10 protein-coding genes and 2 pseudogenes are annotated in these 17,672 nt (G+C 75.7%); all 12 read right to left on the bottom strand.

Annotated features, from left to right (window positions below; all coding sequences use genetic code 11):
• A partial coding sequence (gene fabG / locus VR45_RS34230) for a 3-oxoacyl-ACP reductase FabG (protein ID WP_063772593.1) occupies positions 1-814 on the bottom strand: 814 nt, incomplete at its 3' end.
• A gap of 44 nt (positions 815-858) precedes the next feature.
• Positions 859-6,519 carry a non-ribosomal peptide synthetase gene (locus VR45_RS34225; protein ID WP_052709594.1) on the bottom strand — a complete coding sequence of 1,887 codons (5,661 nt, stop codon included), beginning with the start codon at positions 6,517-6,519 and terminating at the stop codon, positions 859-861.
• A 10-nt stretch (positions 6,520-6,529) separates the two neighbouring features.
• Positions 6,530-6,955: pseudogene (locus tag VR45_RS50840) on the bottom strand (condensation domain-containing protein); the annotation flags it as partial.
• A gap of 45 nt (positions 6,956-7,000) precedes the next feature.
• Positions 7,001-7,999, bottom strand: a complete 999-nt coding sequence (locus VR45_RS34220; protein WP_045943804.1) for a TauD/TfdA family dioxygenase — start codon at positions 7,997-7,999, stop codon at positions 7,001-7,003.
• Between the two features lie 8 nt (positions 8,000-8,007).
• Positions 8,008-8,220, bottom strand: coding sequence for an MbtH family protein (locus tag VR45_RS34215; RefSeq protein WP_045943801.1), 213 nt, complete (start codon positions 8,218-8,220; stop codon positions 8,008-8,010).
• A gap of 225 nt (positions 8,221-8,445) precedes the next feature.
• Positions 8,446-9,630 carry a cytochrome P450 gene (locus VR45_RS34210; protein ID WP_045943800.1) on the bottom strand — a complete coding sequence of 395 codons (1,185 nt, stop codon included), beginning with the start codon at positions 9,628-9,630 and terminating at the stop codon, positions 8,446-8,448.
• The gene (locus tag VR45_RS34205; RefSeq protein ID WP_234326442.1) at positions 9,624-10,586 is read right to left on the bottom strand and encodes a thioesterase domain-containing protein; all 963 of its coding nucleotides are present in this window, start codon (positions 10,584-10,586) and stop codon (positions 9,624-9,626) included. Before VR45_RS34205 ends, VR45_RS34210 begins: the two co-directional genes overlap by 7 nt.
• The gene (locus VR45_RS49420; RefSeq protein ID WP_234326443.1) at positions 10,583-11,086 is read right to left on the bottom strand and encodes a phosphopantetheine-binding protein; all 504 of its coding nucleotides are present in this window, start codon (positions 11,084-11,086) and stop codon (positions 10,583-10,585) included. The genes VR45_RS34205 and VR45_RS49420 overlap by 4 nt, the downstream gene beginning before the upstream one ends.
• Complete coding sequence (locus tag VR45_RS49415) at positions 11,083-12,042, bottom strand: AMP-binding protein (RefSeq protein WP_234326440.1); 960 nt, start codon at positions 12,040-12,042, stop codon at positions 11,083-11,085. Before VR45_RS49415 ends, VR45_RS49420 begins: the two co-directional genes overlap by 4 nt.
• Before the next feature lie 58 nt (positions 12,043-12,100).
• Positions 12,101-12,376, bottom strand: a pseudogene (locus VR45_RS49410) (AMP-binding protein); the annotation flags it as partial.
• Positions 12,377-12,554: 178 nt separating this feature from the next.
• The gene (locus VR45_RS34195; protein WP_045943802.1) at positions 12,555-17,090 is read right to left on the bottom strand and encodes a non-ribosomal peptide synthetase; all 4,536 of its coding nucleotides are present in this window, start codon (positions 17,088-17,090) and stop codon (positions 12,555-12,557) included.
• Between the two features lie 44 nt (positions 17,091-17,134).
• On the bottom strand, positions 17,135-17,672 hold a 538-nt coding region (locus VR45_RS34190), incomplete at its 5' end, for a phosphopantetheine-binding protein (protein WP_045943799.1).

Genomic DNA, 17,672 nt, shown 5'->3' with positions numbered 1-17,672 from the left:
GGGGCGGTCGGCGGGGTAGAGGGCGTGCTGCTGCTGGTCGTTGACCAGGACGGTCCATTGCACGGGGGCTCCAGGAGTGGGGCGGGGCGGTCGGGCCTGTCGGTCGGGCCGGTCGGGTCGGCCGGTCGGGTAGCAGGAAGGCGACCAGGTCGGCCACCTCCTCCGGGCGGCCGAGCCGGCGCAGGGCGACCTGTTCGAGCGACCGCTCGACGGCCTCCTCCGGCAGCTGCGCGACCAGGTCGGTGTCGATGTAGCCGGGGGCGACCGCGTTGGCGCGAATACCGTAGCGGCCGACCTCCTGGGCCAGCGAGCGGGTGAAGCCGATGATGCCGGCCTTGGTCGCCGCGTAGTTGGTCTGCCCGGGGTTGCCGCAGATCCCGGCGACGGAGGACAGATTGACGATGGCGCCATGGCGGCGCAGCACCATGCCGTCGACGACCGCACGGCAGGCGTGGTAGACGCCGCTGAGGTTGACCTGGAGCACGTCCTGCCAGTCCTGGTCCTCCATCAGCAGCAGCGGGGTGTCGCGGAGGATCGCCGCCGAGGCGACCAGTGCGGTGATCGGGCCGAGCGCGTCCTCGGCGCCGTCCACCAGGTCGCGGACGGCCTCGGCGTCCGCGACGTCGGTCCGGCGGACGTAGGCGGTGCGGCCGAGGTCCAGCAGCTCCTTCTCCAGGGAACGGGCGGACTCGGTGTCGGCGCTGTAGCAGAGGGCGATGTCGTAGCCGTCCTCGGCCAGTCGCAGGGCAGTGGCGCGGCCGATGCCGCGGGTGCCGCCGGTGATCAGGGCGACGGGGGTGGCGGTGCGGTTCATCGAAGGCCTTTCGGGTCGGGAAGCGCGGGAGGCAGGCGGGCGGGTCAGCCCGTGGCGCGGTCGCGGACGCGGCGCCGCAGCTCGGCCAGCGGCAGGTCCGGCCGGTGCGTCAACAGCTCCAGTACGAACGGCCACTGGCGCATCATGGCTGCCATCGACTCCGGGTCGATCCGGTCCGGCGAGTACAGCCACAGGCCGCGCAGCCCGGCCTCGGACTCGTGCATCATCAGATAGAGGTCGGCGTTGTGCGGGCGCATCTCGGTGACCAGCTCGGGGATCACCTCGGCGTCGCCGACGTCGAGGCTCAGCGGCGCCGCCGTGAGGCCGTGCAGGTCCAGCGGGTCGCCGGCGACGTTCAGCAGGTTGAACAGCAGCCGCAGCGGGTTGTGGTCCTCCCCGGCGTCCTTGCGGAGCTGCCGCAGCGGGACCTCCTGGTGCAGATGGGCGTCCAGGACACCGGCCCGGACGGCGGCCAGCAGCTCGCGCACGGTCGCGTCGGCGGCCGGGCGGGGGCGGACCACGACCGGGTTGATGAAGAAGCCGATCATCTGCTCGGTCTGCGGGTGCTCCCGACCGGCCAGCGGGAAGCCGACCGCGAGGTCACCGCCAGGTTCTTCCCCTGGCGCCTCGCCCCGCGCATAGCTCTGCAGCAGGAGGTGGAAGCCGGTCAGCAGCAGCATGAACAGCGTCACGCCCTCGCGCTGCGCCGCCTCCTTGAGGGCCGCGGTGATCGCGGGCTCCAGCACGAAGCCGCTGGTGTACCCGGTGACGGCCTCGGCCCGCTGGTGCTCCGGCGCCTCGAACCGGGGCAGCGCCGGCAGGTCCGCCAACAGCCGCTCCCAGTGGGCGAGATGCTCGTCGAGCACACCGTCCGCGAGCCGCCGCCGCTGCCAGGCGGCCCAGTCCGGGTACTGGACGGACGGCGCGGGCAGCCGCGGTTCGCGGCCCAGCACCCGGGCCGCGTACAGCTCGCCCAGCTCGCGCCCCAGCAGCGCGTAGGACCACAGGTCGACCACGATGTGGTGCAGCACCAGCACCAGCACCCACTCGCCGGGGGCGGTGGCGATCAGGGTGCCCCGCACCAACGGGCCCTCGGCCAGCCGGAACGGGCGGTCCACCTCGGCCGCGACCAGCCGGCGCACCGCCTCCCGGCGGTCGGCGGCGGGCTGCTCGCGCAGGTCGACGGCGGCGAGCGGCCAGCCGCCGACGGGGTCGGCGAACTGGCGCCAGTCGCCGGGCCCGTCCTCGACGATCCTGGTCCGCAGCGCCTCGTGCCGCTGCACGATCGCGTCGAGGCTCGCCCGCAGCGCCGCCGGGTCGAGGGTGCCGGTGAGGACGGTCGCGGTGATGACGTTGTGGTGCGAGGACTCCGGGTCAACGGGCTGGTGGACGATGTCCAGCTGGGCGAAGGACAGCGGCACGCCGTGGGTGCGGTCGGCCGGCGGCACGGGACCGCCGGTCCGGGCGGGTCGGCGCCGTCGGCGGTCGGCGTCCCGCGCGGGCGGCGGACCGCCGGCACCGGGCAGGGCCGCGCAGCCGGCCACCGCCCTGAGCGCGGCGAACCAGGTCTCGGCCAGTTCGCGCACCTCGGGCTCGGTCAGCGCGCCCTGGGCCCAGGTCCAGCCGGCCGCCATCCGGGGGCCGTCGGGGCTGTCGTAGGTGACGGCGTTCAGCTCCACGGGGTGGGTGAGCAGGCCGACCGGGGCGTCCGGGTCGCCCAGGGCGAGTGCCGCGTCGGCGGTGACCGGTGCCCAGGGGGTGTCCGGGCCGGCGTCGGCGAAGCGCCCGAGGTAGTTGAACGCGACCTGCGGAGCGGGCAGTTCGGCCAGTGCCGGGGCCGTCGCGGGGTTGAGCCGGCGCAGCAGCCCGTGGCCGAGGCCGTCGCCGGGCAGTGCGGCCAGCTGTTCCCGGATCCGGACGACGGCGGCGGCCAGCTCGGTCCCGGCCTCGGTGACCCGGGGCCAGCTCAGCGGGCCGGGGGCGAGCCGGACCGGCTGGACGCTGGTGAACCAGCCCACGGTGCGGGACAGGTCGACGCCGTCGGCGAGGTCCTCCTGGCGGCCGTGGTTCTCCACGGAGACCAGGACGCCGTCGGCCGGCGGGTCCAGCGGTGCGCGGCGGCGGCGCCACTCCTCCAGGGCGATGCCGAAGGCGGCCAGCAGCACCTCCTGCACACCGGTATGGAAGGCGCCGGGGGCGGTGCCGAGCAGTGCGGCGGTGTCCTCGGGCGGGAGGGTGAGGACCAGCCGCCCGGTGCCGGTGACTGCTCCGGTGGCCGTGTCGGCAGTGGGCAGCAGCGCCGGGGTGCCGGTCAGTAGCCGCTGCCAGGAGGGGAGTTCGGCCAGCCGGTGCGGGGCCGCGGCCTCGTCGGCCAGCAGTTCGGACCAGCGCCGCACCGAGGTGCCGACCGGCGCCAGCAGCACCGGACGGCCCGCGAGCACGGCCTCGCCGGCGGCCCGGAGGTCCGGCAGCAGGATCCGCCAGGAGACGCCGTCCACCACCAGGTGGTGCAGGACCAGCAGCAGCCGGCCGGGCGTGTGCTCCCCGGCGTCCAGCCAGACCGCCCGGAGCATCACCCCGGCGGCCGGGTCCAGCAGGCGGCGGGCGGCGGCGGCCCCGGCGGCGGTCAGCGCCCGCAGCTGCTCGGGGTCCGCTCCGGCCGCGTCCGTCCGGACCAGGTGGTCGGCGACCCGCACCGAGCCGACCGGGCCGGTCTCCAGCCCCCAGCGGCCGTCCGGCCCCGCGGTCAGCCGGGAGCGCAGCACGGCGTGGTGGTCCACCAGCGCCTGGAGCGCGGCGGTGAGCCGCGGCAGGTCCAGTACATCGGACGGCGGCAGGGCGATCACCGCCTCCTGGCTGAACTCGCCGATCGGGGTGTCCAGTTCGCGCAGCCACTCGACGATCGGGGTGGGTCCGACGGTACCGACGCCGGAGTCCTCGGGCCCGGCCGCCCCGTCCGCGGCGACGGCCACGGCCGCCAGCGCGCCCACCGACTGATGGGCCAGGACGTCCCGGGCACTGATCACCAGCCCGGCGCTCCGGGCCTGGGAGACCACCTGGATCGCCTGGATGCTGTCACCGCCGAGGTCGAAGAAACCGTCCCCGGTGCCGACCTCGGGCAGCCCCAGCACCTCGGCGAAGATCGCGCACAGGGTCTCCTCGACCGGGGTGCGCGGCCGACCGGACCCGGCGCCCGGGGCGAAGCCGGGGGCGGGCAGCCGGTCGCGGTCCACCTTGCCGTTGGCGGTGAGCGGCAGCTCGGCGAGCACCACCACGGCGGCCGGGACCAGGTACGGCGGCAGCTCGGCGGCGAGCGCGGCACGCACCTCCGCCGGGTTGGGCGCCGCCCCCGGCCGGGGGACCAGGTAGCCGACCAGGGTGCGCTGTCCCGGCCGGTCCTCCCGGACCGTCACCACGGCCCGGGCGGCGTCCGGACGGGCGGAGAGCGCGGACTCGATCTCGCCCAGCTCGATCCGGAAGCCCCGGAGCTTCACCTGGTGGTCGGTGCGGCCGAGGAAGTCCAGCCGGCCGTCCGCCCGCCACCGGACGAGGTCCCCGGTGCGGTACATCCGGGTGCCGGGCGCGCCGAACGGGTCGGGCAGGAAGCGGCGCGCGGTCAGCCCGGGACGGCCCAGATAGCCGCGGGCCAGCCCGGCGCCCGCCACGAACAGCTCGCCGGGCACACCGGCGGGCACCGGCCGCAGCCCCTCGTCCAGCACGTACACCCGGGCGCCCGCGATCGGGCGGCCGACCGGCGGGGCACCGGCGCCGGGCACCAGCGGCCCGGTCAGGGTGGCGCACACCGTGGTCTCGGTCGGCCCGTAGGCGTTGACCATCCGCCGGTCCGCCGACCAGCGGTCGGCCAGTGCGGCCGGGCAGGACTCGCCCGCGACCACCAGGGACAGCCCGGCGGGCAGCCCGCCCTCCGGCACGGCGGCCAGCACACTGGGCGGCAGGGTCGCATTGGTCACGCCGTAGCGCTCGCAGGTCCGGGTCAGCGGCTCGCCGGGGAGCAGGTCCTCCTTGGGGACGACCACCAGCGCGGCGCCGGTCAGCAGCGCGTCGCAGCGCTCCGCCACCGAGGCGTCGAAGCTCGGCGAGGCGAACTGCAGCACCCGGCTGTGCTCGTCCAGTCCGAAGCCCTCGGCCTGCGCCGCGACCAGGCCGGGGATGCCGGTGTGGGTGACCACCACGCCCTTGGGGGTGCCGGTGGAGCCCGAGGTGTAGATGATGTACGCCGCGTGCGCCGGGGTCAGCGGCTCGGTCCGGTCGGCGTCGGTCGGTGCGACGGCGGGCCGGGCGGCCAGCTCCGCGAGCACCTCGGGAAGGTCCAGCCGCAGCACCGGGACCTCGCCCTCCGGCAGCGCGGCGGCCGACCCGCCGTCGGTCAGCAGCAGCACCGGGCGGGCGTCGTCGAGCAGGAAGGCGATCCGCGCCGCCGGGTAGTCCGGGTCGACCGGCAGGTAGGCGGAGCCGGCCTTGACCACGGCGAGCATGGCCACCACCGACCGGGCCGACCGCCCCAGCGCCACCGCGACCGGCCGCTCCGGGCCCGCGCCGCGGGCGATCAGCAGCTGGGCCAGCCGGTTGGCCTCGGCGTCCAGCTGCGCGTAGGTCAGCTCCCGCCCGGGGTCGACGACGGCGGTCCGGTCGGGGGTGCGGGCCACCTGGGCCTCGAACAGCGCGGGCAGGGTGGCGGGGGGCGAGATCTTGGTGGACGGCGCGGGGGCGGTGCCGGCCCAGTCGGCCAGCAGCCGGTGCCGCTCGTCGGGGGAGAGCAGCTCGGCCTCGGCGACCGGGCGGTCCGGTGCGGCGCACACCGCCAGCAGCATCCGCCGCAGGCGTTCGGCCAGCAGCTCCACGGTGGCCGGGTCGAAGACGTCGGCGTTGTACTCCACCACGCCGTCGATCCCGGCGGGCGCGCCGTCCCCGGGGGCACGGCGGCCGGTCAGCGAGAACACCAGGTCCATCCGGGCCCCGCCGCTGTCCACCGGCACGGCCTGCTCGGCCAGACCGGGCAGGCCGAGCACCGCGTCCGGGACGTTCTGCCAGGCCAGCAGCACCTGGAACAGCGGGTGGTGCGCGGTGGAGCGGGCCGGGCGCAGCGCGTCCACCAGGAACTCGAACGGGACGTCCTGGTGGGCGTACCCGTCCAGGCCGCGTTCGCGGACCCGGGCCAGCAGCTCGCGGAAGGTCGGTGCCCGCGACAGGTCGGCACGCAGCACCAGGGTGTTGACGAAAAAGCCGACCAGGTCCTCGGTGGCGGCGTCGGTACGGCCGGCGACGGTCGCGCCGACCGGGATGTCCTCCCCGGCGCCGAGCCGGTGCAGCAGGGCGGCCAGGGCCGCGTGCACGACCATGAACTCGCTGGCGTCGTGCCGCCGCGCCAGCGTGGCGACGGCGGTGTGCAGCTCGGCGTCCCAGCGCAGGGCGACGGTGCCGCCGCGGTGGGTGGCCGAGGCCGGGTGCGGCCGGTCTGCGGGCAGCGCGATCCGCTCCGGCAGTCCGGCCAGGGCCTCGCGCCAGTAGGTGAGTTGGGTGTTGCGCAGGCTGTCCGGGTCGTCCTGGCCGCCGAGCAGCCGGTGCTGCCACAGGGTGTAGTCGGCGTACTGGACCGGCAGCGGCGCCCACTGCGGGGCGGCCGCGAGGCGGGCCGTAGGCGGCGGCGAGGTCGCGCAGCAGCGGGCCGAGCGACCAGCCGTCACCGGCGATGTGGTGGAGCACGACGAGCAGCACGTGCTCGGGGACGGCGTCCGCGGCGCCGTCGTCGGTCGGGGAGGTCGGGGTGAGCGAGAAGACCGTGACCCGGATGGGCGTTTCGGCACTCAGGTCGAAGGTGTGGGCGGCGGCCCGGTCCCGCAGGGCGGCGTAGTCGGCCGGCGCGCACTCCACCGTCGTGAAGGCGGTGCCCGCCTCCGCCGACGGCAGGATGTGCTGCACCGGCACGCCCTCGCCGTCCACCGGGAACACCGTGCGCAGGGCCTCGTGCCGGGCCACCACGTCCGCCGTCGCGGCGCGCAGCGCGTCGAGGTCGAGCGCGCCGCGCAGGCGGACCGCGAACGGCAGGTTGTAGAGCGCGGTCGGCCCTTCGATCTGGTCGATCAGCCAGAGACGCTGTTGTGCGTACGAAACCGGGATCACGGTGCTTCCTCTGCTCACGTCACGGGCGTGTGGTGGTGGGCGCCGTCACGCAGCGACGGCGGTGGTCGGGAGGACGGACGGCTCGCAGTCGAGGACGTCGACCGGGCGGCCCATCGCGACGGCGATCTTCCGGTCGCCGCGGTACGGGTCGCGGCCGTGCGCGCAGAGCACGTTGTCGACCAGCATCACGTCGCCGACCTGCCAGGTCTCCCGCACGGTGGCGGCCTCGTAGGCGGCGTTCAGCGCCTCGACGTCCTCGCGGGTGACCGGCTCGCCGTCGCCGAAGCCGGTGTTGAACGGCAGGCCGTCCGGGCCGAACTCCTCGACCATGGCCTCCCGGATGTCCGGGTCCAGCGACCACTCGTTCCAGAAGGCCAGGTGGTTGAACCAGACCTCCTCGCCGGTGTGCGGGTGGCGGATGGTGGCCGGCCGCAGCTGGTCGGTGCGCAGGGTGCCGTCCTCCAGCCACTCCCAGGTGATGCCGTTCTCCCGGCAGTACTGCTCGACCTCGGCGGGCTCCTCGGTGCCGAAGGCGGTCCGCCACGGCAGCGAGACGTACTCCGAGTAGCTGCGGCCGAGCGTCCAGCCGGAGCTGCGGCCGCGCTCGGCCAGGTGCGGCGGCAGCCCGGCGAGGACCTTGCGGACGTCCGCGGTCGGGGTGGCGCCGCCCTCCTCCGGGGCGACCAGGCAGGCGAACAGCAGCCGGCCGGGGAAGGTCAGGGTGTAGCTGTTCTCGTTGTGCATCCGGATCGGCAGCGCGGCCGCCAGGTCGGTGGACGAGAACACGCCGTTGCCGAAGTCGCTGCGCGGGGTGGCCTTCTCCCGGTACGGGGTGGGCTCGGGGATCAGCACGTCCCGGACGGCGGCGACGTCCTCGGTGGCCGCGACCGGCAGCCCGCGCAGGAAGATCGTGCCGTGCTCGTGCAGCGCGGCGGTCAGCTCGGCCTCGTGCTCGCGGAGCCAGGCGCAGCCCTCGGCGAGGTCGGCGACGGCCGGGACGTGGAGGAGGGCCGGACGGCCGGGGTTCAGCTCCCAGGTCACCATGGCGGCGCTCACCGGCGGTCGAGGCCGGCGACCAGCGAGGCCGGGCGGATGTCGGTCCAGTTGGTCTCGATCCACTCCAGGCACTCCTGGCGGGGCGCCTCGCCGTGGACGGTGGTCCAGCCGGCCGGCACGTCGATCCAGACCGGCCACAGCGAGTGCTGGTTCTCGTCGTTGACCAGGACCAGGTAGCCGGCGTTGTCGTCCTCGAACGGGTTGCTCACGGTGCTCTCCTCGGTGAGGTGGTGGCGCGGTGCGGTGTGATTCGAAGGTAGGTGCGGGCCGGGTCCGGAAGCGGCACAAGGCCCGGCAGGTGAGCGGCAGTTCCGGGACTGCCGTCCTCCTGCGCGGGCCTCGGGCGCACGGGGTGGGAACGGGGGTGGAGCGGGGTGGGACGGGGGGTGGTCGGAAGGGTGGGCGCGGGGTTCCGGCGCGGTGCCGGCGCGGGCTCAGCGCGGGGTCAGCCGGACCGGGAAGCGGTCCAGGCCGAAGTTGATGATCGAGCGGTTGTACTCGACCGGACCGGCCGGTTCGATCGTCGCCGCCTTCTCCAGCGCCGCCGAGAACAGCGCGCTCAGCTCGGCCTTAGCCAGCGGCGCGCCGATGCAGTAGTGGGCGCCCAGGCCCAGCGCCAGGTGCTTGTTGGGCGAGCGGTCGAGCCGGATCTCCTCCGGCGCCTCGAACGCCTCCGGGTCCCGGTTCGCCGACCACACCCAGACCGCGACCCGGTCGCCGCGCCGGATCTGCCGCCCGGCCAGCTCGATGTCCCGGGTGGCGGTGCGCAGCGTGTGCAGCCCGACCGAGGTCCAGCGCAGCAGCTCGTCCACGGCGGAGTCCATGTCCACCTCGCCGCGCTGCAGCGCCTGCCACAGGTCCGGCCGGTTGACCAGGGTGTGCAGGCCCATCGCCGCGGTGTGGCGGACCGTCTGGACGCCGCCGACGACGATGTTGTCCAGGTTGAGCACGACGTCCTCGACCGGCATCAGCCGCCCGTTGACCTTGTAGGTGGCCATCATCGAGATGAGGTCGTCCTTGGGGTCGGTGCGCCGCAGCATCACCTGGTGCATCAGGTAGGGGATCAACTGCTGGTGGCCGGCCCGGCGTTCCTCCGGGGTGGCGCCGAGGAAGGCCACGTCGCAGACCCGGACCATCATGTCGCGGTCCTTCTCCGGGACGTCCAGCAGGTCGCACATGACGGCCAGCGGCAGCGCGGAGACCACGTCGACGAGGTCGGCCTCGCCCTGCTCCACGGCCCGGTCGAACAGCTCGCCGGCCCGCTCGGCGATCGAGCGGGAGGCCCCGCGCACGCCGTTCTTGGAGAAGAACGGGTTGGCGGGCGCCCGCAGTTCGCGGTGCTTGGGCGGGTCGGTGAGGGCCATCATCCGGCCCGAGCCGACCGGGACGTTGCCGACGCCGGCGCCCAGCAGCGAGCCGGACTCGGAGCTGAACACGGCCGCGTTGCGCAGGACGTCGGCCGACTCCTTGTAGGTCATCACCGACCAGATCGGGCCGTCGTCCAGGCTGTCGGTGCGGTGGACGGGCGCCTCGCGGCGCAGCTCGGCGACCAGGGCCGGGGTCTCGGGGTTCGCCCACAGGGCGGGGTCGGTGAGATCGACGGAAGTGGTGGTCACCATGACGGCTGCTCCTCGGTGGCGGTGGCGCGGGCGGTGGCACGGGCGGTGGCGGTGCTGACGGTGGTGGGGTCGGCCGCCGCGCGGCCGGAGAGCAGGGAGGTCAGAAGGTTGACCGGGCCGGGCCGGTCGACGGTGGCGAGCAGGTGCCCACCGGGCAGGACCAGCTGGTCGAAGGCGCCCCGGGTGTGGGCGGCCCAGCCGGAGAGGTCGGTGGTGGCGAGCATCGGGTCCTCGGCCCCGGCCAGCGCGTACAGCGCGGAGGCGAGCGGCGGGTGCGGGTGGTGGCGGTAGGTGGCGCTGACCGCGAGGTCGGTGCGGATACCGGCGAGGGCGAGTTCCACCAGCTCGGAATCGGCGCTGACCAGCTCCTCCAGGCCGGTGAGGCGCAGGAGTTCGGCCGCGTCGAGGTCCTTGGACTCCCGCTCGGTCCACTCGGCCGGGCTGGGTGCCCCGGCCACCACCACGAGTTCGGGGCGGCGGTCGGCGGGCAGGGCCCGGGCCACCTCGTAGGCGAGCAGGGCACCGAAGCTCTGCCCGTAGAAGGCGGCCCGGCGGCCGGGGGCGAGGTGCGGGGCGATCGCTGCGGCGACCTCGGCCGTCAGCGCGGCGAAGTCGGCGGGCATCGGGTCGCGGCTGCGGCCGCCGCGGGCCGGCGGGCGCAGCGCCCAGACCTCGGTGGCGGGGGCGAGGGCCCTGGCCAGCGGGGTGAAGGCGGTGGCGTCGCCGCCGGCGTGCGGGAAGCAGAACAGCCGGACGGCGGCCTCGGGTCGGGGCGCGGGGAGGAGGAACCAGTCGCCCTCGATCCGCGGCCGGGCGGCGGGGACGGCCGACGGAGTGACAGCCGGGGCTGCCGGGGCGCGGCGGACGGCCGGGGTGGTGGGCAGCGGCGCGGCGGCCGGGCGCGGGCGGGCGGTCAGCGGCGGACGCGCGGTGGGGCCGGGGGTCGTAGAAGTCATCGGACGGCCGGCCGGCGGGCGGTGAGGGCCGGGCGGGCGGCGGCCGGTCCGGCCGCGGCGGCGCGTTGCACGGCCTCGGTGAAGGCGGCCAGGTCGGCGGCGTCCAGCAGGTGCCGCAGCTGCAGCTCGACGTTCAGCTTGCGGCGCAGCAGGTGGACGACCCGCAGCGCGGCGAGCGAGTGGCCGCCGAGCGAGAGGAAGTCGTCGGCGGGCAGCACCTCGGGGACGCCGAGCACGGTCCGCCACACCTCGGCGACCTGCTCCGCCACTCCCCCGCCGGCCGCCTCCGGCGCCGCCTCGGCGGCCGGGACCGGCAGCGCCCGGTGGTCGACCTTGCCGTTCGGGGTGAGCGGCATCGCCTCCAGCACGGTCACACCGGCCGGCACCAGGTGCGCGGGCAGGGTGCGACGCAGTTCGGCCAGCAGCTCGGCGGGCGTCGCCGTCCCGGTCACGTACGCGGCGAGGCGGGTGTCGCCGGGGGCGGGCGCGTGCACGGTCACGGCGGCGGCCGTGACACCGTCCAGCGCCGCCAGCGCGTGCTCGACCTCGCCGAGCTCGATCCGGAAGCCGCGCAGCTTGACCTGGNCAGCTTGACCTGGCGGTCGACCCGGCCGACGTACTCCAGCAGGCCCTCGGCGGAGCGGCGGGCCTGGTCGCCGGTGCGGTACATCCGGGCGCCGGGCTCGATCGTGAACGGGTCGGCGACGAAGCGGCCGGCGGTCAGCCCCGGCTGCCCGGCGTAGCCGTGCGCGAGGCCGGGTCCGGCGAGGTACAGCTCGCCGACCTCGCCGGGCCCGGTGACCGGCCGCAGCCGCTCGTCCAGCAGGTGGACCCGCACTCCCGCCAGCGGCTCGCCCAGGTGCGGGCCGGGGCCGGTGATCGGGGCGGTGATCGCGTCGACCGTGCACTCGGTCGGCCCGTACAGGTTGAAGGCGTCGATGCCGCCGTCCGCGAGTTCGCGCCAGGTGCGCTCGGGGACGGGCTCGCCGCCCATGAACAGGCGCGGCACGGCGGCGCCGGTCAGCTGCTCGCGCAGCAGCTGCCAGTGCGAAGGCGTCAGGTCGAGGTCGGTGACGGCGTGCTCGGCGAGCAGCGCGGCCAGCCGGGCCGGGTCGGCGCGCCGGGCGTCGTCGACGACCACCAGGGTGTCGCCCCGGCAGATCCGGATCCACTGCTGGACGGAGGCGTCGAAGGAGACGCTGGCGTTCCAGGCGACGACGGACGGCTCGGGGCGGTAGGCACCGGCCTGCTCCAGGCCGGCCGCGAGGTCGGCGACGGCGCCGTGCGGCACCTCGACGCCCTTGGGGCGGCCGGTGGAACCGGAAGTGTAGATGACGTAGGCGGAGTCCAGCGGGTCCGGGACGAAGCCGTCCTCCTCCGTGCCCTCGGACACCGCGTCGGGGCGGAGCACCGGGACGCCCGCCGGGACGGGCGGTGCCGCCTCGGCGCTGACCACGGCGGCGAGCCGGGTAGGCCGGGTCGAGCGGGACGTACGCGGCGCCGGCCCGCCAGACGGCGAGCAGCGCGACCGGCAGGTCCAGGGTGCGGGCGAGGTGGACGCCGACCTTGTCGCCGCGGCGCACACCGCGGGCCCGGAGGGCGGCGGCGAGGGCGGCGGTGCGGCGGTCCAGGGCGGCGAAGTCGAGGCTGCCGTCGGCGGCGTGCACGGCGGTCCGCGCCGGGTGGGCGGCGACGGCGGCGCGCAGCCGGGCCAGCAGGTCGACGGGAGCGACGGGAGCGGCGGGAGCGGCGGCGGGGACGGTGGCGGCCGGCTCGGCGAAGGTGGTCATGGCGGGGGTACTCCTCGATCTCGATGAGGTCGGACGGGGAAGGCCGTGCGGGTCGAGCGGTGGTGCGAAGTCATGGGGACGCGGCGGAGGCGGGCGCGGAGGCAGGGAGGGGTGGGGCCGGGCACCGGACAGCTGCCCGCGGTCGGGCACCGGCGCCACCCCTCTGCGGCCGGCCCGGTCAGACCTCCCCGGCCAGGCGGGCCAGGGCCCCGGCATAGGTGTCGATGAACTCCTCGGCCGTGGCGTCGTCCACCAGCGCCCGCTGGTGGTCCACGGCGAGCAGCACCCGCTGCGAGGCCGGGTCCTGGATCAGCGAGGCGCCGAAGGTGAAGCTGTTGGGCTCGTGCCGGTAGGTGGGTTCGCTGCCGATCCGGCCGTCCTCGATCCGGGCCGCGCTGAGCCGGCCCAGGGCGTGGAAGCGCAGGTAACCGAACTGGCTGTCGAGCGCGGTGTCGGCCATCATCCGGGCCAGCCGGGCGAACGGCACCCGGCGGTGCGGCATCATGTCCAGCTCCTCCCGGTGCACGTGCCGCACCAGTGCCGCGAGGTCCTCGCCCGGTTCGGCGACCAGCGGCACGGTGTTGAGGAAGAGCCCGTAGACCTCGGTGCCGCCGAGCCGTTCGAGCCGGCCGTTCATCGCCAGCCCGGTGGTGACCCGCTGCCGCCCGGTGATCCGGGCGAGGGCGTACAGGTGGGCGGCGAGCGCGACGGACTTGACCGGGACGGCGAGCGCGTCGGCAACGGCGCGCAGCTGCCCCGGCGCGTCCGGGAGCACCCGTTCCACGGTGCGCGGCAGCTCGTGGACGTCCTCGCTGCCCGGCCAGAGCTGGCCGGTGGCGCCGTCGAGCCGCTGGTGCCAGTAGGCGAGCGAGTCCCGGTCGGTGGTGGCGGCGCGTTCGACGGCCACGAAGTCGCGGAAGGCGGTGCGCGGCGGCGGGGCGGGGGTGGAGACCGGGTCGGCGGTGAGCGCGGTGTGCCGTTCGAGGATCTCGGTGAGCAGGGAGGTGAAGCTCCAGCCGTCCAGGATCGCGTGGTGCTCGGAGATGGTGAGCTGGAACGCCCGGTCGGCGAGCCGCTGCACGGTGATCCGGAACAGCGGGGGTTCGGCGAGGTCGAACGGCCGGTCGCGGTGGTCCTCGAAGACGGCGCGGACCTCCGGGTCCTGCTGCGCCTCGGGCCGGTCGCGCAGGTCGGCGAACTCGACCGGGGCGGGCAGGGTGCCGTGCACCAGCTGGAGTGGTTCGCCGTAGCCGGAGAGGTCGAGGCCGGTGCGCAGCACGGCGTGCCGGGCCATCGCCTCGTTGACCGAGCGGCGGAACGCGGTCTCGTCGAGGTCGCCGCTGATGCGGTAGGAGTTGACGTTGTGGTAGCTGTCGGTGCCGCCGGCGACCTCCATGTGGAAGACCATCGACAGCTGCATGGACACCATGGGGTAGGCGTCGACGATCCCGGGCGGCAGCTCCGCGCGGTCCTCCTCGTCGATCAGCGCGAACGGCTGGTCGGCGCCGGGGTCGGCCTCGACGGGCCGGGCGAGCGGCAGTAGGGCGGCGACGGTGGGCGCGTTGAAGACGTCCCGCAGCGAGACCTGCCAGCCCCGGTCGTGCAGGGCGCCGGCCAGTTGGACGGCCCGGATGGAGTCGCCGCCGAGGTGGAAGAAGTCGTCGTGGACGCCGATCCCGGACACCCCGAGCACCTCCGTCCAGACGGCGGCGAACAGCTCCTCCTCCGGGCTGCGGGCCTCGACGTGCCGGCCGGCCCGGGTGGGCGCGGCGCGGCCGGGGGCGGGCAGCGCGGCCCGGTCGACCTTGCCGTTGACGGTCAGCGGCAGCGCGTCCAGCACGGTGACGCTCGCCGGGACCATGTAGGCGGGCAGGGAGCGGCCGAGGAACTCGTGGACGTCCGCCGGGGCGCGGCCGGTGACGTAGGCGGCGAGCCGGTCCTCGTGGACGGTCACCACGCAGGCGTCGACGTCGGGGTGGGCGGCGAGGGCGTTCTCGATCTCGCCGAGCTCGATCCGGAAGCCGCGCAGTTTGACCTGGAAGTCGGCCCGGCCGACGTATTCGAGGCCGCCGTCCGGCAGCCGCCGGGCGACGTCGCCGGTGCGGTAGAGGCGGGCGCCGGGCGGTCCGGCCGGGTCGGCGACGAAGCGTCCGGCGGTGAGGCCGGGGCGCCCCCAGTAGCCGTGGGCGAGGCTGCCGCCGCCGATGTACAGCTCGCCGGGGACCCCGGGCGGGCAGGGCCGCAGCCAGTCGTCCAGGACGGCGGCGGTCAGGCGCGGCATCGGCTCGCCGATCTCCAGGACGGCGGCGGTCAGGTGCGGCATCGGCTCGCCGATCAGGCTGCGCTCGAAGCCGGCGCCGCCCTCGGCCACGTCGTGGATCGTGACGTGCACGGTGGTCTCGGTGATGCCGTACAGGTTGCACAGCCGGGCGGGCGGCAGCGGGTCGAGGTCGTGCCAGCGCTGGACCAAGCCCGGGTCGAGCGCCTCGCCGCCGAGCATGATCCAGCGCAGCTCCGCCAGGGCGCGGGGGCGGCGGCGCAGGGCCGGTTCGAGCTGGCGCAGCGCGGACGGGGTGAGGCACAGGTGGGTGACCCGCTCGGTGTCGAGGAGTTCGGTGAACTCCTCGGGCGAGCGGCTGGTCAGGTAGGGCACCACGAGCAGCCGGGCGCCGTGCAGCAGCGCGCCCCAGAGCTCCCAGACGGTCCAGTCGAAGGCGTAGCTGTGGAACAGCGTCCAGGTGGTGTCCGGGCCGAAGCCGAAGTGCTCGCGGCCGGAGTCCAGCAGCCGGCTGACGTGCTCGTGGGCGACGGCGACGCCCTTGGGGCGGCCGGTGGAGCCCGAGGTGAAGATCAGGTAGGCGAGGTCGCCGGGGCGGCCGACCGAGGGCGGGCGGGTGTCGGGGCGGGCGGCGACCTCGGCGGCGCCGGGGCTGCCGGCGGTGAGGTCGAGGGTCTGCCAGGGGCCGTCGGGGGCGCGGTCGGGGCGGTCGGTGAGGACGGCCCGCACGGCGGTGTCGCCGAAGACCAGGGCGGCCCGGTCGGCGGGGGCGACGAGGTCGACCGGCACGTAGGCGGCGCCGGCCTTGAGCACGGCGAGGATCGCGACCGGTACGGCGGCGGTGCGTTCCAGCAGCAGGCCGACCCGGTCGCCGGGGCGGACGCCGCGCTCGATCAGGGTGTGCGCCAGCCGGTTGGCGCGGCGGTCGAGTTCGGCGTAGTCGAGGCGTTCCTGACCGTCGTCGACGGCCGGGCGGTCGCCGTGCGCGTCGGCGGCCCGTTCGAACAGGTGGTGCAGGCAGTGGCCGTCGTCGAGCCGGGCGGGGCGGGGCCGGGCCCCGGCGGCGGGGGCGGCGGTGAGCCGCAGCACGGTGGCGTCCGGGTCGGTGAGGGCGGCGTCCAGCAGGGCCGCGTAGTCGGCGGCGAGGCGGTGGATCGTGCCGGGGTCGAAGAGGTCGCCGTTGTACTCGGCCTCGCCGCGCATCTCGCCGCCGCCGTCGCCGACGGGTTCGAAGACCGACCAGGTGAGGTCGAACTTGCTGGTGCCGTTGGCGCGGACGGTGCGCCGGGCGGCGGCCGGGCCGAGGGCGAGCGGGGTGCTGTCCTCGCTGTGGGCGCCGAACACCACCTGGACCAGCGGCGGGTGCTGCGGGGTGCGGGCGGTGCCGAGGTGGTCGACCAGCTGGTCGAAGGGCAGGTCGAGGTAGCCGAAGGCGTCGAAGGCGCCGTCCTGGATGTCGGCCAGCAGCCCGCGGAAGCTCGCGTCCGGGGCGAGCCGGATCCGCAGCGGCAGCAGGTTGACGAAGTAGCCGAGTAGGTCCGCGAGTTCGGGCCGGTTGCGGGTGGTGACCGGGGTGCCGACGAGCAGGTCGTCGGCGCCGGTCCAGCGGTTCAGCAGCAGGGCGAAGGCGGCCAGCTGGACGGTGAAGGGGGTGACGCCCTCCTGTTCGGCCAGCGCCCGGACCCGGGCGGCGCTGCCGGGGGCGAGGCCGAAGTGCTCGGTGCCGCCGCGCTCCTCGCGCTCGGCCGGCCGGGGGCGGTCGCCGGGCAGGTCGAGCAGGGTCGGGGCGCCGTCCAGGCGGTCCTTCCAGTAGGCCAGGTGCTCCTCGTAGGAGGTGTGCCGCTCCTCCTCGGCCCAGTCCGCGTACTGGGTGCCGAGGGCGGGCACCTCCGGGGTCCGGCCTTCGAGGAACGCCCGGTAGTGGTCGGTGAGTTCGCGCTCGAAGAGGTCGGCCGACCAGCCGTCCCAGATGATGTGGTGGACGACGAACAGCAGGGTGGTGCGCTCGTCGGCGAGCCGGAGCGCCTCGGCGCGCAGCAGCGGGCCGGCCGCGAGGTCGAACGGTTCGGCGGCCCGTTCGGCGATCAACTCCTCGGCACGGGACTCGCGTTCACCCTCCGGCAGGGCGCGCAGGTCGGTGACGGCGAGCGGGACGGCGAGCCCGGGGTGGACGTGCTGGCGGGGGCCGTCGGGGTGCAGGGCGAAGGTGGTGCGCAGTGCCTCGTGCCGGGCGGTGACGGCGTCCAGGGCCCGGGCCAGCAGGTCCAGGTCGAGCGGGCCGGTGACCTCGTACGTCCAGGGGGTGGTGTAGGTGACGGCGCCCGGGTCGAGGCGGTCGAGGAACCAGAGTCCGCGCTGGAGGCCGGAGGCGGGCGCGGTCCGGACGGCTTCGGTTTCGGTGCCGGTATCGGGGGCGGGGGTGTCGGACGGGCGCACGGCCTCGTTCCCTTCGGTGCGAGCGGTGTCGGGGCGGCCCGTCATCACGAGGCCAGCCGTTCGGCGATGGCGCCCACGGTGCGGCCGCGGAACACCACGTGCGGCGGGACCTTGGTGCCGGTCTCCTGCGAGAGCCGCATGGCGACCCGCACGGCGGCCAGCGAATTGCCGCCGATCCGGAAGAAGTTGTCGTCCGGGCCGAGGTCGCCCGGCAGTTCCAGCACGGCCCGGACGGCGTCGGCCACCAGCCGCTGGCCGGGTGTCAGCGGGTCGGGGGTGCCCGGGTCGGCCGGGGCCTCGGCGCGGCGCTCGGCGGGTGCGGGCAGCGCCTTGCGGTCGACCTTGCCGTTGGGGTTGAGCGGCAGCGCGTCCAGCACGTCGACGGTTGCGGGCACCATGTGCTCGGGCAGCAGCGCCGCCAGGTGGTCGAGCAGCGCCTCCGGACCGACCGGGCCGACCCCGGTGTCGAAGGTGACGAGAGTGTCGAGAGTGACGTAGGCGGCGAGCCGGTGGTCGCCCGGGGCGGGCTCGTGCACGGTGACGGCGGCCTCCCGGACGGCGGGGTGGCGGGTGAGCGCGTCC

The sequence above is a fragment of the Streptomyces sp. NRRL S-495 genome, assembly GCF_000966955.1.
Lineage (GTDB): Bacteria > Actinomycetota > Actinomycetes > Streptomycetales > Streptomycetaceae > Kitasatospora > Kitasatospora purpeofusca.
Note: the sequence above shows the minus strand (reverse complement) of the source record. Positions and strands in the feature narration are given on the sequence as shown.